At 61.9% G+C, this 24,964-nt stretch carries 30 protein-coding genes; 17 read left to right on the plus strand and 13 right to left on the minus strand.

Annotated features, from left to right (window positions below; all coding sequences use genetic code 11):
* Positions 1-49: 49 nt before the first annotated feature.
* The 3 genes from ABIE62_RS04775 (at position 50) to ABIE62_RS04785 (ending at position 2,530) form a co-directional block, all read left to right on the plus strand.
* Positions 50-334, plus strand: a complete 285-nt coding sequence (locus tag ABIE62_RS04775) for a hypothetical protein (RefSeq protein ID WP_354324006.1) — start codon at positions 50-52, stop codon at positions 332-334.
* A 325-nt stretch (positions 335-659) separates the two neighbouring features.
* The gene (locus ABIE62_RS04780) at positions 660-1,811 is read left to right on the plus strand and encodes an O-antigen ligase family protein (RefSeq protein WP_354324008.1); all 1,152 of its coding nucleotides are present in this window, start codon (positions 660-662) and stop codon (positions 1,809-1,811) included.
* Positions 1,808-2,530, plus strand: a complete 723-nt coding sequence (locus ABIE62_RS04785; protein WP_354324010.1) for a hypothetical protein — start codon at positions 1,808-1,810, stop codon at positions 2,528-2,530. The genes ABIE62_RS04780 and ABIE62_RS04785 overlap by 4 nt, the downstream gene beginning before the upstream one ends.
* 16 nt (positions 2,531-2,546) lie before the next feature.
* Here the strand turns inward: ABIE62_RS04785 and mmsB are convergent, their stop codons facing one another.
* From mmsB to pyk, 9 genes are all read right to left on the minus strand, one after another.
* Positions 2,547-3,413, minus strand: coding sequence for a 3-hydroxyisobutyrate dehydrogenase (mmsB, locus tag ABIE62_RS04790; protein ID WP_354324012.1), 867 nt, complete (start codon positions 3,411-3,413; stop codon positions 2,547-2,549).
* Positions 3,410-3,667, minus strand: a complete 258-nt coding sequence (locus ABIE62_RS04795) for a hypothetical protein (protein ID WP_354324014.1) — start codon at positions 3,665-3,667, stop codon at positions 3,410-3,412. The genes mmsB and ABIE62_RS04795 overlap by 4 nt, the downstream gene beginning before the upstream one ends.
* Complete coding sequence (locus ABIE62_RS04800; protein ID WP_354324016.1) at positions 3,664-4,461, minus strand: enoyl-CoA hydratase-related protein; 798 nt, start codon at positions 4,459-4,461, stop codon at positions 3,664-3,666. Before ABIE62_RS04800 ends, ABIE62_RS04795 begins: the two co-directional genes overlap by 4 nt.
* A gap of 118 nt (positions 4,462-4,579) precedes the next feature.
* Entirely contained in the window at positions 4,580-5,638 is a 1,059-nt protein-coding gene (locus ABIE62_RS04805) for an enoyl-CoA hydratase/isomerase family protein (protein WP_354324018.1), read from the minus strand.
* Positions 5,635-6,024 (minus strand): VOC family protein, encoded by a 390-nt coding sequence (locus ABIE62_RS04810; protein WP_354324020.1) that lies wholly within the window; start codon positions 6,022-6,024, stop codon positions 5,635-5,637. The genes ABIE62_RS04805 and ABIE62_RS04810 overlap by 4 nt, the downstream gene beginning before the upstream one ends.
* A gap of 5 nt (positions 6,025-6,029) precedes the next feature.
* Positions 6,030-7,175: an acyl-CoA dehydrogenase family protein gene (locus tag ABIE62_RS04815; protein WP_354324021.1), complete on the minus strand. Its 1,146-nt coding sequence runs from the start codon at positions 7,173-7,175 to the stop codon at positions 6,030-6,032.
* A 139-nt stretch (positions 7,176-7,314) separates the two neighbouring features.
* A complete protein-coding gene (locus ABIE62_RS04820; protein ID WP_354324022.1) occupies positions 7,315-7,716 on the minus strand; it encodes a RidA family protein in 402 nt (133 codons plus the stop codon).
* Entirely contained in the window at positions 7,713-8,024 is a 312-nt protein-coding gene (locus tag ABIE62_RS04825; RefSeq protein WP_354324024.1) for an I78 family peptidase inhibitor, read from the minus strand. Before ABIE62_RS04825 ends, ABIE62_RS04820 begins: the two co-directional genes overlap by 4 nt.
* 81 nt (positions 8,025-8,105) lie before the next feature.
* On the minus strand, positions 8,106-9,578 hold the full coding sequence (gene pyk / locus ABIE62_RS04830) for a pyruvate kinase (protein ID WP_354324025.1): 1,473 nt from the start codon (positions 9,576-9,578) through the stop codon (positions 8,106-8,108).
* 67 nt (positions 9,579-9,645) lie between these two features.
* Between pyk and ABIE62_RS04835 the strand changes: the two genes are divergently transcribed.
* The 7 genes from ABIE62_RS04835 to ABIE62_RS04865 all read left to right on the plus strand — a co-directional run bounded on the left by ABIE62_RS04835 (position 9,646) and on the right by ABIE62_RS04865 (position 13,457).
* Complete coding sequence (locus tag ABIE62_RS04835; protein WP_354324027.1) at positions 9,646-9,957, plus strand: DUF1244 domain-containing protein; 312 nt, start codon at positions 9,646-9,648, stop codon at positions 9,955-9,957.
* A gap of 80 nt (positions 9,958-10,037) precedes the next feature.
* Positions 10,038-10,274 carry a DUF2312 domain-containing protein gene (locus ABIE62_RS04840; RefSeq protein WP_354324029.1) on the plus strand — a complete coding sequence of 79 codons (237 nt, stop codon included), beginning with the start codon at positions 10,038-10,040 and terminating at the stop codon, positions 10,272-10,274.
* A gap of 81 nt (positions 10,275-10,355) precedes the next feature.
* Positions 10,356-10,703, plus strand: a complete 348-nt coding sequence (locus tag ABIE62_RS04845; protein WP_354324030.1) for a heavy metal-binding domain-containing protein — start codon at positions 10,356-10,358, stop codon at positions 10,701-10,703.
* A gap of 173 nt (positions 10,704-10,876) precedes the next feature.
* The gene (locus ABIE62_RS04850) at positions 10,877-11,620 is read left to right on the plus strand and encodes a YebC/PmpR family DNA-binding transcriptional regulator (protein ID WP_354324032.1); all 744 of its coding nucleotides are present in this window, start codon (positions 10,877-10,879) and stop codon (positions 11,618-11,620) included.
* Positions 11,617-12,090, plus strand: a complete 474-nt coding sequence (ruvC, locus tag ABIE62_RS04855) for a crossover junction endodeoxyribonuclease RuvC (protein ID WP_354324100.1) — start codon at positions 11,617-11,619, stop codon at positions 12,088-12,090. The genes ABIE62_RS04850 and ruvC overlap by 4 nt, the downstream gene beginning before the upstream one ends.
* A 12-nt stretch (positions 12,091-12,102) precedes the next feature.
* Complete coding sequence (locus tag ABIE62_RS04860; RefSeq protein ID WP_354324034.1) at positions 12,103-12,450, plus strand: arsenate reductase; 348 nt, start codon at positions 12,103-12,105, stop codon at positions 12,448-12,450.
* Positions 12,429-13,457, plus strand: coding sequence for a glycerophosphodiester phosphodiesterase family protein (locus tag ABIE62_RS04865; RefSeq protein WP_354324036.1), 1,029 nt, complete (start codon positions 12,429-12,431; stop codon positions 13,455-13,457). Before ABIE62_RS04860 ends, ABIE62_RS04865 begins: the two co-directional genes overlap by 22 nt.
* A gap of 90 nt (positions 13,458-13,547) precedes the next feature.
* Here ABIE62_RS04865 and ubiG read toward each other — a convergent pair whose 3' ends face one another.
* Positions 13,548-14,285 carry a bifunctional 2-polyprenyl-6-hydroxyphenol methylase/3-demethylubiquinol 3-O-methyltransferase UbiG gene (gene ubiG, locus ABIE62_RS04870; protein ID WP_354324037.1) on the minus strand — a complete coding sequence of 246 codons (738 nt, stop codon included), beginning with the start codon at positions 14,283-14,285 and terminating at the stop codon, positions 13,548-13,550.
* Positions 14,286-14,334: 49 nt separating this feature from the next.
* Between ubiG and ABIE62_RS04875 the strand changes: the two genes are divergently transcribed.
* The 4 genes from ABIE62_RS04875 (at position 14,335) to purT (ending at position 18,803) form a co-directional block, all read left to right on the plus strand.
* Positions 14,335-15,621 carry an aspartate kinase gene (locus ABIE62_RS04875; RefSeq protein WP_454184749.1) on the plus strand — a complete coding sequence of 429 codons (1,287 nt, stop codon included), beginning with the start codon at positions 14,335-14,337 and terminating at the stop codon, positions 15,619-15,621.
* Between the two features lie 102 nt (positions 15,622-15,723).
* On the plus strand, positions 15,724-16,401 hold the full coding sequence (locus ABIE62_RS04880) for a helix-turn-helix domain-containing protein (protein WP_354324038.1): 678 nt from the start codon (positions 15,724-15,726) through the stop codon (positions 16,399-16,401).
* 262 nt (positions 16,402-16,663) lie between these two features.
* Positions 16,664-17,584, plus strand: a complete 921-nt coding sequence (locus ABIE62_RS04885) for a GGDEF domain-containing protein (protein ID WP_354324040.1) — start codon at positions 16,664-16,666, stop codon at positions 17,582-17,584.
* Positions 17,585-17,627: 43 nt separating this feature from the next.
* Positions 17,628-18,803 (plus strand): formate-dependent phosphoribosylglycinamide formyltransferase, encoded by a 1,176-nt coding sequence (gene purT / locus ABIE62_RS04890; protein WP_354324042.1) that lies wholly within the window; start codon positions 17,628-17,630, stop codon positions 18,801-18,803.
* A gap of 58 nt (positions 18,804-18,861) precedes the next feature.
* Here the strand turns inward: purT and ABIE62_RS04895 are convergent, their stop codons facing one another.
* The gene (locus tag ABIE62_RS04895) at positions 18,862-19,191 is read right to left on the minus strand and encodes a UrcA family protein (protein ID WP_354324043.1); all 330 of its coding nucleotides are present in this window, start codon (positions 19,189-19,191) and stop codon (positions 18,862-18,864) included.
* A gap of 248 nt (positions 19,192-19,439) precedes the next feature.
* Between ABIE62_RS04895 and ABIE62_RS04900 the strand changes: the two genes are divergently transcribed.
* Together ABIE62_RS04900 and purU are read left to right on the plus strand one after the other, a co-directional pair.
* Entirely contained in the window at positions 19,440-20,450 is a 1,011-nt protein-coding gene (locus ABIE62_RS04900) for an NAD(P)H-dependent flavin oxidoreductase (RefSeq protein WP_354324044.1), read from the plus strand.
* A 16-nt stretch (positions 20,451-20,466) separates the two neighbouring features.
* Positions 20,467-21,330, plus strand: coding sequence for a formyltetrahydrofolate deformylase (purU, locus tag ABIE62_RS04905; RefSeq protein WP_354324104.1), 864 nt, complete (start codon positions 20,467-20,469; stop codon positions 21,328-21,330).
* Here purU and ABIE62_RS04910 read toward each other — a convergent pair.
* Together ABIE62_RS04910 and ABIE62_RS04915 are read right to left on the minus strand one after the other, a co-directional pair.
* Positions 21,320-21,799 (minus strand): beta-lactamase hydrolase domain-containing protein, encoded by a 480-nt coding sequence (locus tag ABIE62_RS04910; protein WP_354324046.1) that lies wholly within the window; start codon positions 21,797-21,799, stop codon positions 21,320-21,322. The two genes, purU and ABIE62_RS04910, sit on opposite strands and share 11 nt — an antisense overlap.
* Positions 21,796-23,967 carry a PQQ-dependent dehydrogenase, methanol/ethanol family gene (locus ABIE62_RS04915; protein ID WP_354324048.1) on the minus strand — a complete coding sequence of 724 codons (2,172 nt, stop codon included), beginning with the start codon at positions 23,965-23,967 and terminating at the stop codon, positions 21,796-21,798. Before ABIE62_RS04915 ends, ABIE62_RS04910 begins: the two co-directional genes overlap by 4 nt.
* A 114-nt stretch (positions 23,968-24,081) precedes the next feature.
* On the opposite strand from ABIE62_RS04915, the gene ABIE62_RS04920 reads away from it, so the two are divergent.
* Positions 24,082-24,960 carry a dienelactone hydrolase family protein gene (locus ABIE62_RS04920; RefSeq protein ID WP_354324050.1) on the plus strand — a complete coding sequence of 293 codons (879 nt, stop codon included), beginning with the start codon at positions 24,082-24,084 and terminating at the stop codon, positions 24,958-24,960.
* Positions 24,961-24,964 lie beyond the last annotated feature (4 nt).

Below are 24,964 nucleotides of genomic sequence, written 5' to 3' on the forward strand. Positions count from 1 at the left end.
TTGCAATGCACTAAGTATTAATACGAAGAAGTTTCACGAGGATTTGCCGATGATCAAATTTGCCGCTCGTTCCGTGATGGCAGCCGCAGCCGCCACCATGGCGCTTGCACCGGTTGCCGCTCAGGCGAACACGCGTGCGGGCGATAGTGCATCGGTGTACCGGGTCTCGGCGTCGAAGCCGGGTGTTGGACGCGCTGCGCAAGGCGAATCGAATTCAGACAGAGAAGTGAATGCAGAAACGATCATCATTGCTCTGCTGGCTACCGCTGCGATCATTGGCGCAATCATTATTGCCGCCAGTTCTGGCGATAACAACCAGTCGCCGGGCACCTGACCGCCTTCAGTTTTCTTGAAAAACAAGCTCCATCGAAAAAGTACCCGGCACGCGATGCCGGGTTTTTTCTGTGGCCCTTTGGCGTATCGTCAGGACAGGAACAGCTTGGTGTAAGGTAACGCCATTGGACAAGAACCTGACAGAGCGTACGACCTTTTCCGGCCTAGCAGCACTCTTGTGTGTCGCCTTTGTTCTTGGAGGGGGCGGAAGTTATTTCGGTCTTGCCAACCTTGCCGTCAAATTGGTCGCTTTGGCGATACTGTTACCAAGTCGCGGAGCGTTCTTGCAATTCTGGGCACAATCGCCGGTTCTTCTGCGCATCCTGGTGTCTGCGTCACTACTTTTGCCGCTGATCCAGATTGTGCCGCTGCCCCCCAGCTTGTGGGAGGAAATTCCGGGCCGCAATCTTGTCACCCGCTCGCTTGAATTGACCGGGGTCGTCGGCTGGATGCCGTTGAGCGTCAGCCCGCTACGCACGCTGCTTGCGTTTACAGCATTGATCACACCGATGGCGATTCTGGCTGCAGGCTGGACGCTGCCGCGCCAGCGCCTCATCGGGCTGGGCTGGTTAGTGGTCGGGTTTGGCATAGCCACCACCCTGCTTGGCGTGTTCCAACTCGGAGCAACTGGCAACGAGGCCACGCTGTTTGGTGCACGCAATCCCGGAGATGTCCTGCTCGGCACCTTCGCCAATCGCAATTCAACCGGCTTGCTGCTTGGGTTTAGCCTCACGCTTGCAGCGCTGTTGCCTGCTCCCAAACCGCACTTGGCAATGGTGGCCGTCAGGCTGGCCGTGTGTGCGGTTCTGTTGCTGGCCATCATCCTGACCCGATCACGCACTGCGGTGGTGCTGGCAATGCTGCCCCTGGCAATGGCTGGAATCAAGGCCGTTTGGTGGTTCGTGCGGGAACGCGAAACGGTTGATGCCCGCGGAATTGCTGCACGACCACTCGCCATCATGCTGGGGGCCATTGGCCTCGTGGCGGTCAGCACCGCAGCGTTGACCGTCACCGCGCCCGGCCCGATCGAAAAAACAATTGAACGGTTTGAGGCGAAAGATGATCCGCGCCGCTATATCTGGGATGATGCCAGCTACACCGCTGCGCGCTATTGGCCTGCCGGTGCGGGGATGGGAACCTTCGACGAGGTGTTCCAAGTCGACGAATCGCTTGAAAACCTGACTCAACGCACCGCTGGGCGGGCGCATAATGATTATCTGGAACTGGCGATTGAGGCTGGTTTGCCCGGACTTGTGCTGGCGGCGCTGTGGCTGCTGCTGGTTGCCTTGCTCAGCTGGCGTGCCCGGCATTCGCCGCAGCGCTGGGCTGCGTGGTCGGGCAGCGTGTTTCTTGTGATGATCGCCCTGCAATCAATTTCGGATTACCCCCTGCGAAGCCAGACCTTGCTTGCACTGGCGGGATTCGCCTTGCTGATGCTGGCGCGCACCGCCGATGATCAGGGGAGAGCGCGGCCATGATCGCCAGAGTGGCATGGTTCGGCGCGCTGTTTGCGCTCGCGCTGATCACCACCTTCGTCCAGATCGACCGGCAGGCAGCGACCACGTCGGCGCTGGCATCTGCGGTGCCGGGGCCGCTGCGCAGTTCGGCGCAGGCCGTGGTGGCCGCGCGCGCAATCGAGGGTAGTGACCCCGCGCTTGCGCTTGAAGAAGCGCAAAGGCTGGTTCGCCGACGCCCGATCCCGGCTGAAAATCTGACCTTGCTGGCTGTGGCTCAGACCAAGGCAGGCCTTATCGAGGAAGCCGGCGTCACGATCCAGATCGCCGGTCAGCGGGGCTGGCGCGAGCCGGTGGCCCAGGAAACGGTGTTGCGTCTCGCGCTTGCAGCCGGTGATGAAGCTGAGGCGGCGCGGCGCTATGCAGCGCTATTCCTCAAGGCATCCACGTCCGATACATTGCTGCAAGAGCTGGGGCCGGCGGTGCTCGGCGAGGCGGGCGGTGTGGGGCAGCGCACCCTGATCGACATCGTCAGCGGTACAGACCGTTGGAACGACACCTTCCTGCGGCGCGGAATGCGGGTGTTGCCCCCCAGCACTTTCAGCGAAATTACAGGAGCCGCGATAGGACGCGGTGCCCGGTTTGACTGCAGCGTGATCGCACAGACCATCGAGGCACTACAGCGGAGTGACGAGCAGGCCGCAGACCGGCTGAAAATCGCTTCAGAGGGCCAATGCCCCTGATTTCGGCAGCAGCGCATTACAGCGTGCGGATGATCCCTGAAAAATCGACCCCGGCATTGTCCTTGGCAAAGGCTTCGTAGATCGCGCGGGCGTGTTCGCCGAGTTCAACCTTGGCGCCTGCAGCCTTCGCCGCCTCGATCGCCAGCCGCAGGTCTTTCAGCATCAGTCCTGCAGCAAACCCGCCCTGATAGTCGTTGTCAGCAGGCGTGACCGGCCCGACGCCGGGGACGGGGCAGTAAGACGTCATCGACCAGTTCTGCCCGGATGAAACACTGGAGATATCGTAGAACGTCTGCGCGTCCAGACCCAGCTTTTCGGCCATCGTGAAGGCTTCGCAGGTGCCGATCATGTGGATCGCCAGCAGCATGTTGTTGCAGATTTTGGCGGCCTGTCCGTTCCCTGCGTCGCCTGCGTGGATCACCGCCTTGCCCATCGCGGCGAGGATCGGCTGGGCGCGGGCGAAGGCTTCAGGGGTGCCGCCGACCATGAAAGTCAGCGTACCGGCATTGGCGGCGGCAATCCCGCCGGACACCGGCGCGTCGACCATTTGGTAGCCATGCGCCTCCGTGACCGAGATCACCTCGCGCGCGGTGGCAACGTCGATGGTCGAACAATCGAGCAGGATCGCACCTTCGGGCGCATGGCCGATCACGTCGTCCCAATAGACCTGTTTGACGATCGCCCCGTTGGGCAACATCGAGACGACCGCATCTGCACCTGCGCAGGCTTCCTTGGCAGTGGCAAAGGTCGTGCACCCTGCCTCGCGTGCGGCGGCGAGCGCGGGTCCGGAGAGGTCGAAGGCGCGGACGTCGTGCCCAGCCTTAACCAGATTGGCAGCCATCCCGCCGCCCATGTTGCCGAGACCGATAAAGGCGATTTTCATGTCAAACCCGCTTCCTCAAGGAGACCATAGATGCTGACTGCAACCAGCAGAATTCCGAAGAGCCCTGACATCACCATCTGAAAATCGTGAAGCCAACTGTCAAACTTGGTGCGAGGCAGCGGCTCTTCCCCGCTCGCCTTGAGGATTGCGGCCTCCAGAAGACTGATCGAGCCGCCATCGCGGTACTTCCACAATCGGCTCGCGAGCCAGCAGAAGAACAGGCCGACGGCAAGCAGGCCGAAGCCGAAGATCACCGCCCCTTCCACTGCCCCTCGCGCTTTTCGATAAACGCCGCCATGCCTTCGGCCTTGTCCTCACTCGCAGTGAGGATCTGGAAGATCCGGCGCTCGACGATCAAGCCCTGATCCAGCGTCATTTCAAACGCCGAATTGACCATCTCCTTGTTGGCGATCACCGCCATCGGCGGCATCGCGGCAATGCTTGCTGCGGTCTTCAGCGTCTCGGCGATCAGTTCCTCATGCGGCACCACGCGGGCCACCAGATTGCTGCGCTCGGCCTCCTCGGCCGCCATCATCCGGCCGGTGAGGCACATTTCCATCGACTTCGATTTGCCGATCGCGCGGGTCAGCCGCTGCGATCCGCCCATGCCCGGCGCGACGCCCAGCTTGATCTCGGGCTGGCCAAACTTCGCCTTGTCGGAAGCGATGATGAAATCCGCCATCATGGCAAGCTCGCAACCGCCGCCCAGCGCAAAACCATTCACGGCCGCGATCCAAGGCTTGCGGGTCTTCTTGACGATCTCCGCCGTCCAGGGGCTAAAAAAGTCGTCGAGGTAGAAGTCGGCGGCCGCCTTGTCGCTCATTTCCTTGATATCCGCGCCCGCCGCAAAAGCCTTGTCGCCGCTGCCGGTCAAAACCGCGCACAGCTGCGAGCCATCGGCCTGATAGGCGGCGAAAGCATGGATCAGCTCTTCCAGCACTGTGGAATTAAGCGCGTTCAGCGCCTGCGGACGGTTGATCGTCAGCAGCGTGACGCCCTTGTGGCCCTGTGCGTCGGTTTCGACGGTGATGGTTTCGTAATCAGCCAATTTCGGTCTCCATTTTCGTCATTGCGAGGAGCCGCAGGCGACGCGGCAATCCAGATAGCGCCGGACTGGATTGCTTCGCTTCGCTCGCAATGACGAAGGAAACAATCCATAAAATGGTTCACTGCAGGGGCACCCACTCCTCGCCTTCGGGCAGGGGTGCGAAAATTGCGTCGAGCAGCTCCTCGGTCACGTCCTCGGGCGTTGCCGGGTTCCATTTGGGGTCGTTGGTCTTGTCGGTGATCACCGCGCGCACGCCTTCGGCAAAATCGGGGCGGGTCAGGACACGACTGGCGATGCGATATTCCATCCGCATATTATCGGCAAAGTCGGTCAGCGCCGCGCTTTGTGCCAATTGCCGCAGCGCGACCTTGCAGGTCTGCGGGCTTTTGGTGCCGAGCGTGTCTCGCTCCTTCATCGCCCAGTCGTCGCCTGCATCAGCGGCAGCGTCGAGACTGGCCAGGATGTCCTCGTAAGCGTCAGACGCGAAATGCTTGGCTATCTTGTCAGCATTGGCTTCGATCCGCGCCTTGGGCGGGGTGCCAACCGGTTCGGACAGGATGCCTGCGATCCGATCAGGATGATCGTGGATTCGCGCCTTGATATCCTCCAACATCTCGGCCGGGACGTAATGCGTGGCAAGACCTGTCCACAAGCATTCCGCCCCATCAAGCCGCGCGCCTGTGAGTGCGAGGAACTGACCCAGCCGCCGACCGAGCCGCGACAAATACCAGCCGCCGCCAACATCCGGGAACAGGCCGATCCCGGTTTCGGGCATGGCCAGCCGCGTATTCTCGGTCGCCACGCGGTGCCTGGCGGGCTGCGAAATACCCACGCCCCCGCCCATAGTGATGCCGTCCATAAAGGCGACGATCGGCTTGCCATAGGTGAACATCTGGTGGTTAAGCTGGTATTCGTCGTGGAAGAACTTGCGTCCCGACACACCCCCATCATTCAGCGCCGAATCACGCAGGAATGCGATGTCGCCGCCGGAACAGAACCCGCGTCCTTCTGCATGATCGACGATCACCGCCTTGATATTGTCATCATTCGCCCATTCGGTCAGGCCTGCGCTCATCGAATGGCACATTTCCAGTGTTAGCGCGTGCAGCGCCTTGGGACGATTGAGCGAGATATGGCCAATCGGGCCATTGGTTCGGATGAAAACATCGTCGGTCATTGGGCCGGTTCTTTCGGTTCGATCAGATCCCAGCGATTGCCAAACGGATCGCTGAAGACCGCAACAGTGCCGAAGCTTTCGTGGCGCGGTTGCTCGTGAAAAAGTATCCCTGCATCGACAAGGCGTGCCTGAGTGCCTGCGAAATCATCTGTGTGCGCAAAAAAACCGACACGACCACCAGTCTGGTTACCAATCGCGGCGGACTGCGTCTCGGTCGTTGCCTTAGCGATCAGCAAGCGGCCGCCGTCCGCGCCGCCGACCACGACCCAGCGCTTGCCTGAACCAAGATCGCTGTCTTCGATCAGATCGAAGCCAAGCGTGCCGACAAAGAACGCGATGCCCGCATCATAATCAGGCACCACGAGCGTGGTGAGTGCAAGTTGCATCGCGCTCACTGCCGCAACAGGTCCCGGCCCACGACCATGCGCATGATCTGGTTGGTGCCTTCAAGGATCGAATGCACCCGCAAATCGCGCCAGAAGCGTTCGATCGGGTAGTCCTGAAGATAGCCATAACCGCCGAACAATTGCAGCGCGCGGTCGACCACGGCGCTGCCGTTGTCGGTCGCCAACCGCTTGGCCATTGCAGAAAAACGCGTTTTGTCGGGCGCGTTGTCGGTCACTTTTGCTGCCGCCAGATAAAGCAGCGCGCGGGCAGCTTCCAGGTCGGTCGCCATATCGGCGAGCATGAACTGGGTGTTCTGGAACTCGGCGACAGGCTGGCCGAACTGGGTGCGTTCCTTGGTGTATTTGATCGCTTCGTCGAGGCACCTTTGCGCCCCGCCGAGCGAGCAAGCGCCGATATTCAGCCGCCCGCCATCCAGCCCCATCATCGCGATGCGGAAACCTTCACCCTCGCCGCCGATGTGATTTTCGACAGGCACGCGCACATCCTCAAGGATCAGCTGCGCGGTCGGTTGCGAATGCCAGCCGAGTTTCTTCTCATTCGCGCCGAAGCTGACACCGGGCATGTCCTTTTCGATCACAAGGCAGGAAATGCCCTTCGGCCCATCCTCGCCGGTGCGCACCATCACCACGTAGATCTCGTTTGCGCCCGCACCCGAGATGAACTGCTTGGTGCCGTTGAGGACATAGTAGTCCCCGTCCCGGCGCGCGGTGGTTCGCAGCGCGCTGGCGTCTGATCCGCTGGAAGGTTCTGTCAGGCAGTAGCTGGCGATTTTGTCCATCGTGATCAGCTGGGGCAGATACTTCGCCTTCACCGTCTCCCCGCCGAAGCGGTCAATCATCCACGATGCCATGTTATGGATCGAAATAAACGCCGATGTCGACGGGCAGCCATAGGCCATCGCCTCCATGATCAGCGCCGCCTCCAGCCGCCCAAGGCCGATCCCGCCCGATTGTTCCGAGACATAGATCGCGCCGAAGCCGAGTTCGGCGCTTTGCTTGATCGTCTCGCGCGGGAAGATGTGTTTTTCATCCCACTCGGCCGCATGGGGGGTGATGTTGTCGGCGGTGAACCGCTGGGCCACCTCGCGGATCGCGAGCTGATCGTCGGTGAGCTGAAATTGTCCGTACATAGCCAAGGTCTCTAACCGGGTTGCGTGGGTTAGAAAAGTCTGGCCCATGCAAGAGCCTTGCGCATTTTTGCTAAGCGCGGCGCGATTGTCGCAATCTGTCGGTCTGTGGCATGCGTTTCATCGGTCTGTGGCATGCGTTTCAAACGCTGTGGCTAGCGCCGATTGCCGCCTCAGCCTCAATCTCGACTCGCCATTCTGGGCGGCATAGCCACGCAACCCCGGCCATTGTCGCTGCCGGGCGCGCTGCGCCGAAAAACCGCGCGTGCACTGCGCCAACCGCTTCTTGGTCGGCGGGGTCGGTCAGCAACATCCGGGTTCGCACGACGTCTGCGGCTGAACCGCCGAGTTCCTCAATCGCGGCGCGGATGATGGTGCAGCATCGCTCCGCCTGTGCCGCCGCGCCGCCGGGGGTAGTGCTCCCGTCAGGTTCGACCGGGCCGGTTCCTGCGACTATGATCCGGTTCCCCTCACGCACGGCGCGGGCAAAGCCGAAGGTGGTTTCAAACGGCGAACCCGATGTTGCCCACTGCCGCTCACTCATCCGCAGGTGATCGCGATGATCTTCATTTGGTCGTCGTATTGCACATTTACCCGGTCTTGCCGGTAATCCATCGTCCATGCTGAGCGGGGCGGGCCCCAGCGCAGGGTGCGCGCGCCGCTTTCTTTCAGAATTGCGGTGCCCATTGCTTGCGTCGCATCATGCCCGATGTGGTACTGCACCGGCTCGGCATTGCACATCATCGCCTCAGGCGCGGGCGGCGCAGCGGCCTGCTCCGGCGCTGCATCCGCGCCATATGTCGCACAGCCTGCCAGCCCGATTGCGGCCAACCCAATCACTGCCTGTTTCATTGCACCCTCCCTTGCTGGCACCGGTAAGAATCGGCGCGCACGGCAAAGGTATCAGGCGGGATGCAAACGTCCAGCCAAAGCCTACTCCGCGTGCTTGTCCAACTCATCACCGGTCACGGTCACAACATGCAACAGATTGGTGCTGCCCGGTGTTCCGAATGGCACGCCTGCCAGCACGATCAACTTGCTGCCTGCCGTGCCAAACCCATGGCGCAGCGCCATGCGGCGGCCCTTGCCGATCATTTCTTCGAAGCTGCCAATATCCTTGGTCGCCACCGCGTGCGCGCCCCACAGCAGCGCCGTGCGGCGTGCGGTGCGGATCGACGGGGTCAGCACCAGCATCGGCGTGCCGGGCCTTTCGCGCGCCACACGCCGAGCGGTTGAACCGCTGGAGGTGAACACGGTAATCGCGCTGATCGGCACTGTATCGGCGATGGTCATACAAGCATGGGCCAGCGCATCGGACGTGGTCGCATCGGGCGTGGTTTCGAGGAAGCGCACGCGTTCCCTGTAACCCTCATCGCGTTCAACCTGAGCAGCGATGGCGTGCATCATCGCTACCGATTCTTCCGGCCAAGCGCCCGCTGCGCTTTCAGCCGAAAGCATCACGGCGTCCGCCCCATCATAAACCGCATTAGCCACGTCGGAGACTTCTGCGCGGGTCGGGGTCGGGCTTTCGATCATGCTTTCCAGCATCTGGGTCGCCACGATCACCGGCTTGCCCGCACGCCTGCTGGCAGCCACGATGCGTTTTTGCAGCGGTGGGACTTCGTGCGGTTCCAGTTCCACGCCCAGATCGCCGCGTGCGACCATGATGCCATCGGCGAGTTCGATGATCGAATCGAGGCGGTGGATGGCTTGCGGTTTTTCGATCTTGGCGCACAGAGCGATATCGCGGCTGCCGATCAGCTTGCGCGCTTCGGCGATGTCCTCGGGCCGTTGCACAAAGCTGAGCGCGATCCAGTCCGCTCCGTGTTCGGTGGCAAAGGCAAGGTCACGGCGGTCTTTTTCGGTCAGCGCCGGGATCGGCACTTCGGCATCAGGGACGTTCACGCCCTTGCGATCCGAAATCACCCCGCCAACTTCGGCAGAGCATAGGATGCGATTTTGGTCTGCCTCCAGCACCTTCAGCCGGATTTTGCCGTCATTGATCAGCAATCGCTGCCCGCGCTCCATAATGCCGAACAATTCGGGATGCGGCAGACATACACGGTTTTCATCGCCGGGCGTCTCATCGCGGTCGAGCACGAAGTGGCCCGAATGGCGGATCACCGCCTCCCCATTCTTGAACACGCCGACGCGCAGTTTCGGCCCTTGCAGATCGGCCAGGATCGCGATCGGCCGCGCAAACTGTTTTTCCAACGCGCGGATGGCGTTGATCGCGGCCTCGTGATCGGCGTGATCGCCGTGGCTCATATTGACGCGGAACGCATCCGCTCCCGCCAGCAACAGCTTTTCGAGCATCTCCGGAGATCGGCTGGCCGGGCCGATGGTGGCGAGAATCTTGACCTTGCGGCCGCGCGGGTCGATCCTGATCTGATCGCGTCGTGTCATGGTGTTGCCTATCCCTCGTTACGGCAGGCTATGACAGACCCATTTTGCAACTCAAGGAAAAGCCGCGATGAATAGCAATGCCGACCCGCTAGATGATCTTGACGATGTGCAGGCTGCTGCCGCGTTTCGGCGGTTGGTGCGTCATTTGCGCCATCGTCATGACGCGCAAAACATTGAATTAATGGGGCTAGCCGGTTTCTGCCGCAATTGCCTGGCCGACTGGATTCGTGATGCGGGGTATCCCGGCGACAAGGAAGCCGCGCGCGCGGTGATCCACGGAATGCCAAGCGCGCGGTGGAAGGAACGCTTCCAATCGCCCGCCACGCCGGAACAAATCGCCGCGATGGAAGCGAGTTTGGCGAAGAACACACAGGATTAATTTGCGCCGCCGGTTCAATCGGCGCGGCAGTCTGGCTATCGCCCGCTCCAACTGATTCTGTTTCCACTGGAGATTACCCGATGGCCGAAACCACCGACGACCGCCTGCGCCTGCTGATCGAACGCATCGAACGCCTTGAAGAAGAAAAGAAGGGCATCGCCGACGATATCCGCGACGTCTATGCCGAGGCGAAGGCAGTGGGTTACGATCCCAAGATCATGCGCCAGATCGTGCGCCTGCGTAAAATGAAGCCCGATGATCGCAGCGAACAGGATATGCTGCTGGAAACCTACAAGAACGCGCTCGGGATGGCGTGATTTTCTGCGTTGCAGACCGGCCTGTCATTGAGTTTTTATTCGCCTGTGTTATCTCTCTAATACAGCAATAGGAGAAACCCGATGGCATCCCCATGGAAAGACGCGCGCGGCATCACCGTCACCACCACCCCCACGATAGAAGGTCACCCGATTCAGGAATACCTCGGCATCGTCACCGGCGAAGTGATCGTCGGCGCGAACATCTTCCGCGATCTGTTCGCCAATATCCGCGACGTGGTTGGCGGGCGTTCGGGCAGTTACGAACGAATCCTGGCCGACGCACGCAAGCAGGCGATCGAGGAATTGCAGGCCGAAGCGGCGGCAATTGGCGGTAACGCGGTGGTCGGCATTGATCTCGATTACGAAGTGATCGGCGCCAATGGCTCGATGCTGATGGTCAGCGCCAGCGGTACGGCAGTTAAAATTTGAACGGTCACCACTACCCGTAATCGGTCCCGAGAAACACCGCGTTATAGGCCGCGTGATGCGCCATTGCTGCGCTCGCCGCGGCATCGCGCCTGCCACGCGCACCCTTGCATCCCCGTCCGCCATCGGAGTAAGGCCCGCGCCACCATTTCCAACATTCCGGTGAAGTTCATCCAATGGCAGGCCATTCCAAGTTCAAGAATATCATGCACCGCAAGGGTGCGCAGGACAAAAAACGATCGGCAATGTTTTCCAAGCTGAGCCGCGAAATTACCGTGGCGGCCAAGATGGGCATGCCCGATCCCGACATGAACCCGCGCCTGCGGCTGGCAGTCAACGCCGCCAAGGCGCAGTCGATGCCCAAGGACAATATCCAGCGCGCGATCGACAAGGCGAGCATGGCGGGCGGCGAGGATTACGTCGAGATCCGCTATGAAGGTTATGGCCCCGGCGGGGTGGCGCTGATCGTCGAGGCGCTGACCGACAACCGCAACCGCACCGCTACCAATGTCCGCACCGCGTTCAGCAAGAACGGCGGCAATCTTGGCTCGGAAGGCAGCGTGTCGCACGGCTTCGAACGGCGCGGACTGATCGAATATGGGCCGGACGCGGGTGACGAGGAAGCGATGTTAGAGGCCGCAATCGAAGCAGGCGCGGATGATGTCGAATCATCAGAAGACGGCCACACCATCTGGACCGCCGCTGACGCGCTCCACGGCGTGGCTGGCGCGCTTGAACAGGCTCTGGGAGCGGCGGATAACGTCAAACTGGCGTGGAAGCCGGTGCTCACCGTCGATGTCGACGAGGCGACAGCGGGAACGCTGATGAAGCTGATCGACACGCTTGACGATGATGATGACGTGCAGACCGTGTGGGGTAATTACGAAATCTCGGACGAGGTGATGGAGAAGCTGGGCTGATCATCCTCGGCCTTGATCCGTCGCTGACCTGTACCGGTTGGGGCGTGATCCGTAGCGAAGGTGCGCGGATCAGCCATATCGCCAATGGCCAGATCAAGACCGATGCCAGCGCGCCGATGGCAAAGCGGCTGGCGGTGTTGCAATCCGGGCTTGCAGCAGTGATCGCCTCCCACCATCCCGATCGCGCCGCTGCCGAGGAAATTTTCCTCAACACAAACCCGCAATCCACTTTGAAGCTGGCACAGGCGCGCGGCGCGGTGCTGGCGGCGTGCGGAGCAGCCGGGTTAGCAGTCAATGAACACGCCGCAAGGCTGGTCAAAAAAGCAGTCACGGGCACCGGCGGGGCGGAAAAGACGCAGGTCGCCGCGATGGTCAAGGTGCTGCTGCCGGGTGTCTCCATAGCGGGCAGTGATGCGGCTGATGCGCTGGCAGTGGCGATTGCCGACGCGCATCTGGCCCCGCGGATTTGAACGGAAACAGCAATGATCCACCTTTTCGGTATCCCCAATTGCGACACGGTGAAAAAGGCACGGGTGTGGCTCGACGCGCATGACCAGCCCTACACGTTCCACAACTACAAAAAGGAAGGCGCTGATCCGGACAGACTCGCCTTCTGGATCGCTGCCGCTGGCCTTAATGTGGTGGTAAACCGCAAGGGCACGACTTACCGTGCGCTGTCCGAAGCCGACAAGGCACTTACATCTGACAGTCACACGGCTGTCGCTTTGCTCGTTCAGCAACCAAGCATCATCAAGCGGCCAATCGTCGAATATCCCGGCGGTATTCTGGTCGGTTTCAGGGAAGACGAATGGTCCGCAGTCTTGCTTTGATCGCGCTGATGGCGCTGGCCCCGGTGGCCACCGGGGCTGAGGATATGCTCATCATCGCCCACCGCGGCGCGAGTGCCGAGCGGCCCGAGCATACGCTCGCCGCTTACGAATTGGCGATCGATCAGGGCGCGGATTATATCGAGCCCGATCTGGTCGCCACGAAGGATCTGGTACTGGTGTCGCGCCACGAAAACGAGCTGTCGGGCACCACCGACGTCGCCACCCGCGAAGAATTCGAAGACCGCCGCCGCGACAAGACCATTGATGGGCAAAAGGTCGCAGGCTGGTTCGCCGAAGATTTCACGCTGGCGGAATTGCGCACCCTGCGCGCGAAGGAGCGCATCCCGTCGCTGCGGCCTGCCAATGCGCGGTTTGACGGGCTGTATCAGGTGCCGACCTTCGCCGAGATCGTGCGGTTGGTGCGCGCCAAGGAAGCGGCAACGGGGCGCAGGATCGGCCTCTATCCCGAAATCAAGCATCCGGAATTCCTGTTGCAGGACGCAGGAATAGACATGGTCGATTTGCTGCTGCGCGAACTGCGCACGCTGGGCATCACGCCCGCAGATCCAGTGTTCATCCAGAGCTTTGAAGTCGGCCCGCTCCAGCGGCTCGACAAGCGGGAAGACTTCAAGCTGGTGCAGCTAGTGGCGCCCATTGGCGGCCCAGCGGATGAACCCGCCATGCGCTATGCTGAAATGGTGACGCCGACGGGGCTGGCCGAAATCGCGAAATATGCCAATGCGATTGGCGCGCATATAGGGCTGGTACTGACGCCAGAGGGCACACTGACATCGCTGGTTGCCGACGCCAAGACGGCTGGGCTGGAGGTGCACGCGTGGACGGTGCGACCTGAGAACGAGTTTCTGCCGCCGATGTTGCGGACGGGCGATGACCCCAAGGGCAAGGGCTGCGGCGATGTGCAGCTGGCCCAGTTGCTCAAGAAAGCAGGGGTGGCAGGGGTGTTCGCCGATGGGCCGCTGAAGAGGCGGAGTTGCCCTTCCAATTAATCGTCATCCCGGCGCAGGCCGGGACCCAGAGCCTCACGCGCCGCGCCCAGCCGCCATGGACCCCAGCCTGCGCCGGGGTGACGATGAAGATTAAGCCCGCCGGGCGCTCAGAATATAATTCAGCGCCATATCATCCGACAGATGCAGCCCCTTGCCCGGACGCCATGCGATCCCGCGCTGTGCCGTTACCGACAGCCCCGCGTCCGCCAGCAGCACCTCGAACTCGTCCGGGGTGATGAAATCCTCCCAATGGTGAGTGCCTTTGGGCACATAGCCCACCGCCTCAGCCGCACCGACCAGCAGCACGCGCGAGGCCGCCGTGCGGTTGGGGGTGGACATCACGAGCAGACCATCTGGCGCCAACCGCGCTGCAACATCGCGCAGGAAGGCGGGCTTGTCCGCGACGTGTTCGATCACCTCAACGCAGGCGACCAAATCGAAGGTGCCGATGTCCAGCCCCGCCACTTCACCCGCCATGTAACGGATATCCAGCCCGACGGCCTCGGCATGGGCGGCAGCCGCCGCAACATTCTCCGCCGCCGCGTCCACGCCTGTCACCGCCGCACCCAACCGCGCGAGCGGCTCGCACACCAAACCCGCGCCGCAGCCGATATCGAGCGCACCCTTGCCCGCCAGCGGCTTCGCCAGTGTCGCCGCACCTGGCCAATGCGCATCGATTGCGTCCCTGATAAACGCCATCCGCACCGGGTTTACCTGATGCAGACTCGCCATTGCCCCTTTGGGATTCCACCAATCGCGTGCCAGCCCGGCAAAGAAATCGGCTTCCTCAGGACGGATAGTTACATTCGATACGTTTGCGTTTCCCATAAACGCCCCTTAACAGCGCCCGCGAACACTCACCAGCAGGAGCTTCCTTTTGGCCCGCATCGTGATGAAATTTGGTGGCACATCCATGGCCGGAACCGAGCGGATTCGCCGGGTGGCCAATATCGTGCGCGCGCAGGCGGCCCCCAAGCCCGACGGCACGCGCGATTCTGTCGCCGTGGTGGTTAGTGCGATGGCGGGCGAAACAGATCGGCTGGTTAACTTTTGCCGAGAAGCCAACCCGCTATACGATCCGGCGGAATATGACGTGGTGGTCGCCAGCGGAGAGCAGGTGACCAGCGGGCTGCTGGCACTGACTCTGCAAGCCCTGGGTTGCAAGGCGCGCAGCTGGCTCGGCTGGCAATTGCCGATCCAGACCATCGAAGCCCATGCCAAAGCCCGGATCGACATGATCGACGCCCCCGGCCTGATCGCCGCGATGGAAGCAGGCGAAATTGCGGTGATCCCCGGCTTTCAAGGCGTGTCGGAAGATGGCCGGGTGACAACTTTGGGCCGCGGGGGATCGGATACCTCCGCCGTCGCTGTGGCTGCGGCAATCAAGGCGGATCGCTGTGACATCTACACCGACGTGGACGGGGTCTACACCACCGATCCGCGCATCGTCGCCAAGGCGCGCAAGCAGAAGGCGGTGACCTACGAGGAAATGCTCGAACTCGCGTCGGTCGGCGCCAAGGTGCTCCAGACCCGCAGCGTCGGGCTGGCAATGAAAGAAGGCGTGCGGGTGCAGGTATTGTCGAGCTTTATCGGCGAAGGCGCTTTGCCAGCCGATGATCTTCCCGGCACGCTGATCGTCTCGGACACGGAAATGGATGAATTGGTGGAGAAGGGCCTGATGGAACGCCAGCTTGTAACCGGCATTGCGCATGACAAGAACGAGGCCAAGGTCATCCTGACCCGCGTGCCCGACCGGCCCGGCGCGGTGGCGAATATCTTTGAGCCGCTGGCGGCGGCCAGCATAAACGTCGATATGATCATCCAGAACGTCGGCCGCGACAAGGGTGAGACCGACGTGACCTTCACCGTGCCGCAATCCGATCTGGCCCGCGCGCAGGCGCTGCTGGAGGATCGCCGCGACGCAATCGGCTTCAATCGCATCATCACCGACAGCAAGATCGCCAAGATCAGCGTCGTCGGCGTCGGCATGAAAAGCCACGCCGGGGTGGCGAGCACGATGTTCCGTTCACTGTCCGACCGCGGCATCAACATCCAGGCGATCTCCACCAGCGAGATCAAGGTCAGCGTGATGATCGACGAGGACGAGACCGAACTGGCCGTGCGCGTGCTGCACACTGCCTATGGGCTGGATGCAGTTAGCTGACAGCCGGGCCGCCCCGCCTGAATTAACCATTTCCGGTAACGCAGCTTTTACTTTTTGGGACGGACTGTGCCCGCTCTCCCCCGAGAGCGAAAGGCGCGTATTATGGCCATCAAGGCCCATCTCGATCCATCCAAGTCCGGCGACCCCCAGCGCGCTGCTCCCCGGCGTGAGTTGCGGCTGGAAACCAGCGGTTTTGTTCCGGGCGCAGGCGAAGCCAATGTGACGATCCACAATATCTCGGCCACCGGGCTGCTGCTCGAAACCGGACTGGATCTGACGCAGGGCGAACGGCTCACGCTCGACCTGCCCGAAGCCGGGGCGGTCATGGCGGTGGTCGTGTGGCGCAGCGAGCGTTTATTTGGCTGCACGTTCGAACAGGCGCTTGGCCCAGCGGCACTGGCCGCAGCGCAATTGCAAGGGTTTGCGTCAGAAGCCGCTCAGGCGGAAAGCCGTTCGTCTAGGCCGCCAATCGCCCAAGGCGAAGCGCTCGGCCCAAGGTTAAACCGTTTGCGGCGCGAAGCGGGGCTGACGCTTTCCGATGTCGCTGCTGTGCTGGGCGTAAGCAAGCCGACGGTGTGGGCATGGGAAAAGGGCAAGGCCCGCCCGCTGCCTGAACGGCTGGATGCCATCGCGGCGGCACTGGGAGTTCCGCCTGAAACACTGGCCGAAACGCCCGTCACCCCTGGAAACGCGAGCGCAGTGATCGAGGAATGCCGCACTCGCATCGCAGAAGCCTGCGGTGCCACCGCCAAATCGGTGCGGATCATGATTGACCTATAGCAGCGTCAACTCAGTTCAACGCCAAAAATCATCATAAACACGACAAAGCGACATGAATCGCTGGTTCAACTGAAAAACATGGTAAACGAAATCTGTGAATGATTCGTTTTTTAGTCAGTTATATTTATATAACTAACAAAATTATTAGCAATTGTGGCAACGAAAGGGGATTTGTTGTTTTTAATTGCGATAATCCGACTAACAAACTTACTTTTCGCAAGACAGTTGTGAGCCTGAGTTTGGACTGTGGGGCATTTTTGACATGAAATTCGGTTTGAGCGATGTGGAAGGCCGCGTGTTGCACGGCCTGCTGGACGAAACCTCAAGCGACATTGTTATCAGGCTGGACCGGCACGGGTTCATCCTCCACGCCTCTACCAACATGGCTGATCTTGGCTTTGATTTTTCTGCTGCGCTGCTGCTCCCGCATATCACCGACCTGGCCGAGCGCGATCACGCCTCGTTTCTGAGCGAACACGTCGCTGCCGGGCTCACCAGACAAGCGCATGGAGGGTGGGTGGAGTTCCCGGTAATTACCTGCCCTGAACGCGATACCTGCCGCGAGGCGGATTGCCAGCGCTGGTATGCGCTCAGCCTCAGACCCGTGCTCGATGATTCCGGCGCTGTCGAAGGCGCGCTGTGCCTGATGCGATCGGTGCAGCAATTGCGCAGCCTTGAAGGCGAATTGCACGCCCGCACAGTAACCGATCCGCTGACCGGCCTCGCCAATCGGCAGGCGTTCTGTGCCAGCCTGCGGCGACATCTGGCAGGCGGGGGCGGGCAGATGATTACTGTGTTAGCGGTTGACGGAATGCGTGCGCTGCTGCTGCGTTACGGCCAACGCACCGCCGATGAAGTGCTGTGGGGGTTTGCGCGGTTCCTCGAAACAATGGCGCTGCCGGGGCATGAAATAGCGCAGCTTGATGGCGAGCGGTTCGGCGTGCTGCTGCCTGACATGAAATTGCGCCATGCACGCGAATGGGTTGAAGATGTGGTGCAGACCTTCTCGGCGCTGGCGGCCGCTGCATCGGCCAAAGCGCCGCAATTGACCGCAAGCGCAGGGCTGGCGCGGGTCGAATGCACGGTCGACTGGACTTTGCGTGAGGCGGAGCTGGGTCTGGTCCTGGCGCGCGCCGGAGGCGGACGGCAGGTTGCCATGGCGGCGCATCGCCGCGCGGCATAATCGCGCCTCTGGACTTGGGCTCGCGGGCGGTTAAACCGCTTTGATGAGCCACATTGCCACCATCCTGCTGCTCGGTTCGGGCGAGCTGGGCCGCGAATTCGTGATTGCCGCCAAGCGATTGGGCGCACGGGTGATTGCTTGCGATTCCTATGATGATGCTCCCGCGATGCAGCTGGCCGATGGGCGCGAAGTGTTCTCCATGCTCGACGGCGAGGCATTGAGGGCGGCGGCGAAAAAGCACCGCCCTGATTTGATCGTGCCGGAAATCGAGGCAATCCGCACCGAGGTGCTCGCCGATCTGGAGGCAGAGGGCTTCACCATCGTGCCATCAGCGCGCGCGGCACAACTGACCATGAACCGCGATGCGATCCGCGATCTGGCGGCGGGTGAGCTGGGGTTGGTGACGTCGGCTTATGGTTATGCGACAAGTTTGATCGAGGCTGAGGCAGTCGCTGATAGAATCGGCTACCCGCTGGTGATGAAGCCGGTCATGTCATCGTCCGGCAAGGGCCAGAGCAAGGTCGATGATACCGCAGCGCTGAAGGCCGCGTGGGATTACGCCGTCGGCAATATGCGGGGCGATAGGGCGCGGGTGATTTGCGAGCAGTTCATCGCCTTCGACTATGAAATCACTCTGCTGACTGTGCGGCATAAAGACGGCATTTCTTTCTGCCCGCCCATCGGCCACCGGCAGGAACGCGGCGATTACCGCGAAAGCTGGCAGCCAGCCGCGATGTCGTCCGCTGCGCTCGCCAAGGCGCAGGACATGGCCGCAAAGGTCGTGACCGCGCTGCAAGGCGGCGGTCGCGGCTGGGGGCTGTATGGCGTCGAGTTTTTTGTGAAGGGCGAAGACGTGATCTTTTCCGAACTCTCACCCCGCCCGCACGATACTGGAATGGTGACGCTGGCGTCGCAAGACGTCACCGAGTTTGATCTTCACGCCCGCGCCATCCTTGGCCTGCCGGTGCCGCAAAGCATCACAGCCCGCCCCGCCGCCTCCGCCGTGATCCTCGCCGACCGTGATTGCGCCGACTTCGCGTTCGAGGGATTGGCCGAGGCGCTGGCGATTGATCCTGCTGTTGATGTGCGGATCTTCGGCAAGCCCGTCACCCGCCCTTATCGCCGCATGGGCGTGGCGCTCGCCCGTGCTGACACAGCCGTGGACGCCGTGTCCCTCGCCAAACAGGCCGCCGACGCCGTGCGGATTGTCTATCGCTGAACCCAAGCGGAGCGGCCCCGCTTGTGCGAAACCGCTCCGCCTCGGCAGCACTCTGGTATTAGAAGCTGGCGAGCATCCCCAGCTTGTCAGCCAAGACCGCGACGCGGCGGGCGTTTGCATTGTCAAGCGCGAGCCCAACCTGCGGCTGATAGGTGGCGCGCGCCTCGTCGACGCAGGCCCGATAGCTGCGCAACACTGAGATGTCGCGGGCGGATGGAGAACCGCACGCCTTGTGGGTAGCGCGCGCAAGTCGGCGATCAAGCGCTGCACGATCAGTCTCTTTGGTCAGATCAAGGTCGCCAAAAGGCACTTTTACAGTAACCGTTTCTGCAGCAGCAGGAACGGCAAGAGCAAAGGCAAGCACGGGCAGGAAAAAACGGATAGTCATGGCGTTGTTCCTTTTAGGATTTGTCCAATCAATCAGCCAAGCGGAAAACGGAGAGGAGCTTGGCTGACGCGAAGGTTATGGCAGAAACGGGTTACACCTTGCGGACGCGCGTAAGAAAATCTCGTTATTTAGTAATCATAGTTCAGTCGTCTGCCAGACTTTGAACCGCCGTAGATGTAATTCTGGCGTAACTTCACACGCTATTGTGCCGCTTGCGATGGTTCGCGCTTGCGCCTAAGCGCCGCGCCATGACCAAATATCCCAACACCGCTGCCCTGATGCAGCGCGGCACTGATTTCCTCGGCTGCGATACCGCGATCCTGTGCGGCGCGATGAGCTGGGTGTCGGAACGCAACCTTGTTGCCGCGATCAGCAACGCGGGCGGTTTCGGCGTGATCGCCTGCGGGGCGATGACCCCCGAACTGCTCGACACCGAGATTACGGCGACCAAGGCGCTGACGTCGAAGCCATTTGGCGTCAACCTGATCACCATGCACCCCGCGCTGTTCGATCTGATCGCGGTGTGCCGCAAGCATGGCGTGACCCACGTGGTGCTGGCCGGCGGCATTCCGCCAAAGGGTTCGGTCGAAGCCATTAAAGAGGACGGCGATACCAAGGTGATTGCATTCGCCCCCACGCTGGCGCTGGCGAAAAAGCTGCTACGCTCCGGAGCGGATGCGCTGGTGATCGAGGGAATGGAAGCAGGCGGCCATATCGGCCCAGTGTCCACCAGCGTGCTCGCGCAGGAAATCCTGCCGGAATTGGCCTACGACCACCTGATCTTCGTCGCAGGCGGGATTGGCCGGGGTGAGGCGATTGCCAGCTATCTGGAAATGGGCGCGGCGGGCGTGCAACTCGGCACGCGATTTGCCTGCGCCACCGAAAGCATCGCTCACCCCGATTTCAAGAAAGCGTTCTTCCGCGCCAGCGCCCGCGAGGCGGTTGCATCGGTGCAGGTCGACCCGCGCCTGCCGGTGATCCCGGTGCGCGCCTTGAAAAACAAGGGCACCGAGGAATTCACCGCCAAACAGCGCGAAGTCGCCGCTCTGCTCGATTCGGGCGCGGTCGACATGGGTGAGGCGCAATTGCAGATCGAACATTTCTGGGCCGGCGCCCTGCGCCGCGCGGTGATTGACGGCGATGTCGAAAACGGCAGCGTGATGGCGGGGCAATCGGTCGGCATGGTCAAGGCCGAAGAACCTGCCGCCGACATCATCGCCGAACTGATGGCGCAGTGCGAGGCGGCGCTCGCCAAGTAAGGTGGGCATGATGCGCATGGCCCCGCTGATCCTCACCCTCGCCTGTCCCGACCGGCCCGGTATCACCGCGCGGGTGACGGGGTTTCTTTTCGAGCGCGGGTGCAACATTCTTGACGCGCAGCAGTTCAATGATCGGGCGGAAGCGGGGGGGACTGACCGGTTTTTCATGCGGGTGGTGTTCGATCCCGACGGCGCGACCGCCGAGGGGTTGCGCGCCGACTTTGCTGCGCTGGCGGTCGAATATGCGTTTGAATGGAAAATGGCGCGCGAACAGCGCCCGCGCCGCACCATCATCCTGGTCAGCAAGTTCGATCACTGTCTGGTCGATCTGCTGTATCGCTGGCGCACGGGGGAATTGCCGATCACTCCGGTGGCGATCGTCTCCAACCACCCGCGCGAAACCGCGATCCGGGTCGATATTGGCGATATCCCGTTCCACCACATCCCGGTAACGCCCGAAACCAAGCCGCAAGCCGAGGCGCAATTCCGCGCACTGGCTGATAAGGTGAACGCCGAATTGGTGGTGCTCGCACGCTACATGCAGGTGTTTTCGGACGAACAATCGGCCCATTTCGCGGGGCGCTGCATCAATATCCACCACAGCTTCCTGCCCGGCTTCAAGGGTGCGCGGCCCTATCACCAGGCGCACGAACGCGGGGTCAAGATTATCGGTGCGACAGCGCATTTCGTCACCGCCGACTTGGATGAAGGCCCGATCATCCATCAGGATGTCGAGCGCATCACCCATGCCGATGCCCCCGCCGATCTGGTGCGCAAAGGCCGCGACATCGAACGCCGCGTGCTGGCCGAAGCCGTGCGTCTGTTCGCGCAGGAACGGGTGCTGATGAACGGCTCACGCACGGTGGTGTTCAGGGGTTAGGGGTGTTCAGCGGCTGGATGAGTAATTCACGCCACACCGCAACGCGGGGATCGTCGCTTTCCAGCGGGTTCCAGACCGCCGCCATCCGCGCCAGCGCCTCACCTTCAGGTACACCCGCCGCGCAGTCGATCAGATAGAAAAACGCTGTGACCCGGTAATTCGCGATGCAATGAACATGATGCGGGCCGTGATGCGCTGCCAGCGCTTCTTGTAACATTGCCACATGATGCAGCGTCGGTGCGTCGAACGGCACCGGGATGTGGGTGTAGGCGATACCCTGCGCAGCCAGCAGCGCGGCTTGATCGCTGAGTGCCTCAGGATGATCGTCGAGCGCGAGGTTGACCACATGGCGCACGCCGATGGCCGCCAGCCGCGCCGGATCGCTTGCCTCAAGCTTTCCCGAAGTGGTGATCCCGTCAGGCCGCCGCTGCCAGTTACGGATGTCGGTAGGATCACCCACCGCCATCATCGCCGCGCGACCTTCTTTGCCCTCTCGATCGCCTTGTCCTCGTTGGCGCGGTGGATCACGTAGGCACGGATGGCCTCGATCTCGTCCTTGCTGAGCGATCCTGTAAAGCTCGCCATGCCGTTGTCCTTGAGCATCCCGCCTTCGACCACCGCGTTCCACGCACTCGCGCTTTCCAATGATCCGGCGCGGCGCAGATCGGGCAGCACGGTCGATCCAACCGCGCCCGGCGCATGGCACACCGCACAATAGCGGCCATATTTCGCCTGCCCCAATGCGATCACTTGCGGAGAAGCCTTGCTTGGCGGCGGATCGAGCGGGAGCGCGGCGAGTTCGGGCGCAGGCGGCAATTGCGCCTTGCCCCCCAGTTTGAACACCAACAGGCGCGAGACATTGCGCACTGGTGCCTTGTCCGCGATCAGCGCGCCATCCACGCTCAATGCATAGGCCCCGCCCCAGCCTGCCAGCACGGCGACATATTGTTCGCCATCAACGGTGTAGGTGACCGGCGGCGCAACCACCCCGGTTTGCGCGGCAAAGCTCCATAGCTTGTCGCCGGTGGCCGCGTCATAGGCGTTGAACTCGCTGCCAGCCGTGCCCTGAAACACCAACCCACCGCCGGTTGCCAGCAACCCGCCGTTCCACGGGCCGGGATGCTCGACCGTCCAGCGCGGTTTCTGCGCCACCGGATCCCATGCCACCAGCATACCCTTGAGCGTGCCCGCCACCTGTCTGCGAATACCGAGATCAGGCGGCAGATCGCCCGCACCAAGATTGAACCCGACGTTGAAGCCGCGGGCGCTGTCGGGCTTCCATCCGGCTTCGGGGGCATACATCATGCTCGCTTCAAAGGCTGGGATATAGACCAGCCCTTCGGCCGGGTGAAACGCCATCGGGTGCCAGTTGTGCCCGCCCAGCGCGCCGGGGGTGACCAGTGCAGGCTTGCCGGTCTTGTCCACGCGCGTTTCGGGGTTTTCAATCGGGCGGCCCGTTTTGGGGTCAATCCCGCTCGCCCAATTGACGCTGACATAGGGTTTGGCGCTAATGAATTTTCCGGTTTCCCGGTCGATCACGTAGAAGAACCCGTTCTTGGGTGCCTGCATCAGCACCTTCCTGACCGCGCCATCAATCGTCATGTCGGCGAGCATGATGTGCTGCGTGGCGGTGAAATCCCAAGTTTCGCCCGGCGTGGTCTGGTAATGCCAGACATATTCACCAGTGCCGGGCCGGATCGCGACGATGCTGGAAAGGTAGAGGTTGTCACCCTCCCCCGTCCCGTCCGCGCCGGGCGAACGATAGGCGCGGTTCCACGGGCTGCCATTGCCCACCCCGATATAGAGCAGATCAAGCTCGGGATCATAAGCCATCGAATCCCACACCGTCCCGCCGCCGCCAATCGCATCCGACGCGCCCAGCACGTCCATGTTCCACGTTTCGGCGGCCTTTTGCAGGTAAGCGGGCGCGTCTTTCGGATCGCCACCCTCTGGCACGGTATAGAACCGCCACAGTTCATCACCATCCGCCGCATCATAGGCGGCGACGTATCCGCGCACGCCGAACTCCGCCCCGCCATTGCCGATGATCACCTTGCCATCGATCACGCGCGGCGCGCCGGTGATGGTGTAGCTTTTGGATTGGTCGACCGTGACCTTTTCCCACGCCACCGTGCCAGTATCGCGATCAAGCGCGACCAGGCGGCCATCCAGCGTGCCAAGGAACAGCTTGTCGCCCCACGCCGCCAACCCGCGGTTCACCACATCGCAGCAGGCTTTGACTGCGGTTTCGCCGGGAACCTTGGGATCATATTCCCACAGCGATTTACCGGTGGCGGCGTCAAACGCCTTCACCTTGCTCCACGCGGTGGTGAGATACAGCTTGCCGTCGATTACAAGCGGAGTCGCCTCCTGCCCGCGCGCGGTGTCCATATCGGCAAACCACGTCAGACCCAGATCGCCCACCGTATCGCGGTTGACTGCATCGAGCGGCGAATAACGCTGTTCGGAATAAGTGCGCCCGTGGCTGATCCAGTTGGCGCTATCCGCGTCCGCGCCGACCAGCGCGGCATGGGTAATGCCATCATTCCCGCTGCCATCGAAAATCTGGCTGCAATTCGCCAAGGTTCCGGCCGACAGCAACAAGGCTGCGCCGCACGCCCACCGTACAAGGTTCATTGATCCCGCTCTCCCCGTTTTGTTTTGCGTATGTTGGCGCGTGAAACTCTGCTTGTCCATGCCTACCGCTCCCGACTATCACAGGCGCAAGGGGTCAGCAGGAGAACGACGAACATGTGCGATGAAAGCAAACTGGCCGAATGGGCCAAGCAATCTGTCAACCGCCGCCAGTTCGGCGCACTCAGCGGCGCTGCGGCGCTGGCAGCGTGCGCATCGGGCGAAAGCGCCAGCAATGCGCAGCCTTCGACCGCTGGCCTGACCGAAAGGGTGATCGGTTTCGATACCGCTGATGGGACGATGGATGGGTTTTTCGTCCATCCCGAAGCCGGCAATCACCCCGCCGTGATCCTGTGGCCTGATATTGGCGGCCTCCGCGAAGCCAAGCGTAACATGGCCCGCCGCCTCGCCAGCGAAGGCTATGCGGTATTGGTAGTGAACCCCTATTACCGCGACGTTGCCGGCCAGCAATTTACCGATTTCGCCGATTTCATCACCAATAGCGGGTTTCAGAAAGTTGGCCCGTGGCGCGGCAAGCTCGATGCCGAAGCGATCATGCGCGATGCCGCCGCCACGGTCGGCTGGCTCGATCAGCAGGAGGGCGTCGATCAGGAGCGCGGGATTGGCACGCAGGGCTATTGCATGGGCGGGCCGTTCACCATCTGGAGCGCGGCGGCGGTGCCAGCGCGGATCAAGGCTGCGGCGAGTTTCCACGGCGGCGGGCTGGTGCGCGCGGATAACCCGATGAGCCCGCACGCGCTGCTGGACAAGGTCGACGCGCAGCTGCTGATCGCGGTCGCCCGCAATGATGATGCCAAGGCCCCGCAGGACAAGGTCATTTTTGGTGAAGCGGCCAAGGCGGCAGACGTGCCCGCGACAGTCACCGTCTATGATGGCGATCACGGCTGGACCGTGCCGGACAGCCCGGTCTATGCCGAAGCCGCCGCTGAGCAGGCCTATGCCGATCTGAAAACGCTGTACGCAGCGGCGCTCTGACTTT

Source organism: Porphyrobacter sp. MBR-155, from assembly GCF_040547625.1.
GTDB lineage: Bacteria > Pseudomonadota > Alphaproteobacteria > Sphingomonadales > Sphingomonadaceae > Erythrobacter.

What these genes read in the sequence shown, in the direction of transcription:
- ubiG (WP_354324037.1), bottom strand. Translation starts at nt 14,285, where the DNA reads ATGGGAAACGCAAACGTATCGAATGTAACTATCCGTCCTGAGGAAGCC.
- ABIE62_RS04835 (WP_354324027.1), top strand. Translation starts at nt 9,646, where the DNA reads ATGAATAGCAATGCCGACCCGCTAGATGATCTTGACGATGTGCAGGCT.
- purT (WP_354324042.1), top strand. Translation starts at nt 17,628, where the DNA reads ATGAGCCACATTGCCACCATCCTGCTGCTCGGTTCGGGCGAGCTGGGC.
- ABIE62_RS04845 (WP_354324030.1), top strand. Translation starts at nt 10,356, where the DNA reads ATGGCATCCCCATGGAAAGACGCGCGCGGCATCACCGTCACCACCACC.
- ABIE62_RS04850 (WP_354324032.1), top strand. Translation starts at nt 10,877, where the DNA reads ATGGCAGGCCATTCCAAGTTCAAGAATATCATGCACCGCAAGGGTGCG.
- ABIE62_RS04805 (WP_354324018.1), bottom strand. Translation starts at nt 5,638, where the DNA reads ATGACCGACGATGTTTTCATCCGAACCAATGGCCCGATTGGCCATATC.
- ABIE62_RS04915 (WP_354324048.1), bottom strand. Translation starts at nt 23,967, where the DNA reads ATGAACCTTGTACGGTGGGCGTGCGGCGCAGCCTTGTTGCTGTCGGCC.
- ABIE62_RS04825 (WP_354324024.1), bottom strand. Translation starts at nt 8,024, where the DNA reads ATGAAACAGGCAGTGATTGGGTTGGCCGCAATCGGGCTGGCAGGCTGT.
- ABIE62_RS04900 (WP_354324044.1), top strand. Translation starts at nt 19,440, where the DNA reads ATGACCAAATATCCCAACACCGCTGCCCTGATGCAGCGCGGCACTGAT.
- ABIE62_RS04840 (WP_354324029.1), top strand. Translation starts at nt 10,038, where the DNA reads ATGGCCGAAACCACCGACGACCGCCTGCGCCTGCTGATCGAACGCATC.
- ABIE62_RS04910 (WP_354324046.1), bottom strand. Translation starts at nt 21,799, where the DNA reads ATGATGGCGGTGGGTGATCCTACCGACATCCGTAACTGGCAGCGGCGG.
- mmsB (WP_354324012.1), bottom strand. Translation starts at nt 3,413, where the DNA reads ATGAAAATCGCCTTTATCGGTCTCGGCAACATGGGCGGCGGGATGGCT.
- ABIE62_RS04865 (WP_354324036.1), top strand. Translation starts at nt 12,429, where the DNA reads ATGGTCCGCAGTCTTGCTTTGATCGCGCTGATGGCGCTGGCCCCGGTG.
- ABIE62_RS04860 (WP_354324034.1), top strand. Translation starts at nt 12,103, where the DNA reads ATGATCCACCTTTTCGGTATCCCCAATTGCGACACGGTGAAAAAGGCA.
- ABIE62_RS04880 (WP_354324038.1), top strand. Translation starts at nt 15,724, where the DNA reads ATGGCCATCAAGGCCCATCTCGATCCATCCAAGTCCGGCGACCCCCAG.
- ABIE62_RS04785 (WP_354324010.1), top strand. Translation starts at nt 1,808, where the DNA reads ATGATCGCCAGAGTGGCATGGTTCGGCGCGCTGTTTGCGCTCGCGCTG.
- ABIE62_RS04895 (WP_354324043.1), bottom strand. Translation starts at nt 19,191, where the DNA reads ATGACTATCCGTTTTTTCCTGCCCGTGCTTGCCTTTGCTCTTGCCGTT.
- ABIE62_RS04810 (WP_354324020.1), bottom strand. Translation starts at nt 6,024, where the DNA reads ATGCAACTTGCACTCACCACGCTCGTGGTGCCTGATTATGATGCGGGC.
- pyk (WP_354324025.1), bottom strand. Translation starts at nt 9,578, where the DNA reads ATGACACGACGCGATCAGATCAGGATCGACCCGCGCGGCCGCAAGGTC.
- ABIE62_RS04820 (WP_354324022.1), bottom strand. Translation starts at nt 7,716, where the DNA reads ATGAGTGAGCGGCAGTGGGCAACATCGGGTTCGCCGTTTGAAACCACC.
- purU (WP_354324104.1), top strand. Translation starts at nt 20,467, where the DNA reads ATGGCCCCGCTGATCCTCACCCTCGCCTGTCCCGACCGGCCCGGTATC.
- ABIE62_RS04815 (WP_354324021.1), bottom strand. Translation starts at nt 7,175, where the DNA reads ATGTACGGACAATTTCAGCTCACCGACGATCAGCTCGCGATCCGCGAG.
- ABIE62_RS04775 (WP_354324006.1), top strand. Translation starts at nt 50, where the DNA reads ATGATCAAATTTGCCGCTCGTTCCGTGATGGCAGCCGCAGCCGCCACC.
- ABIE62_RS04920 (WP_354324050.1), top strand. Translation starts at nt 24,082, where the DNA reads ATGTGCGATGAAAGCAAACTGGCCGAATGGGCCAAGCAATCTGTCAAC.
- ABIE62_RS04885 (WP_354324040.1), top strand. Translation starts at nt 16,664, where the DNA reads ATGAAATTCGGTTTGAGCGATGTGGAAGGCCGCGTGTTGCACGGCCTG.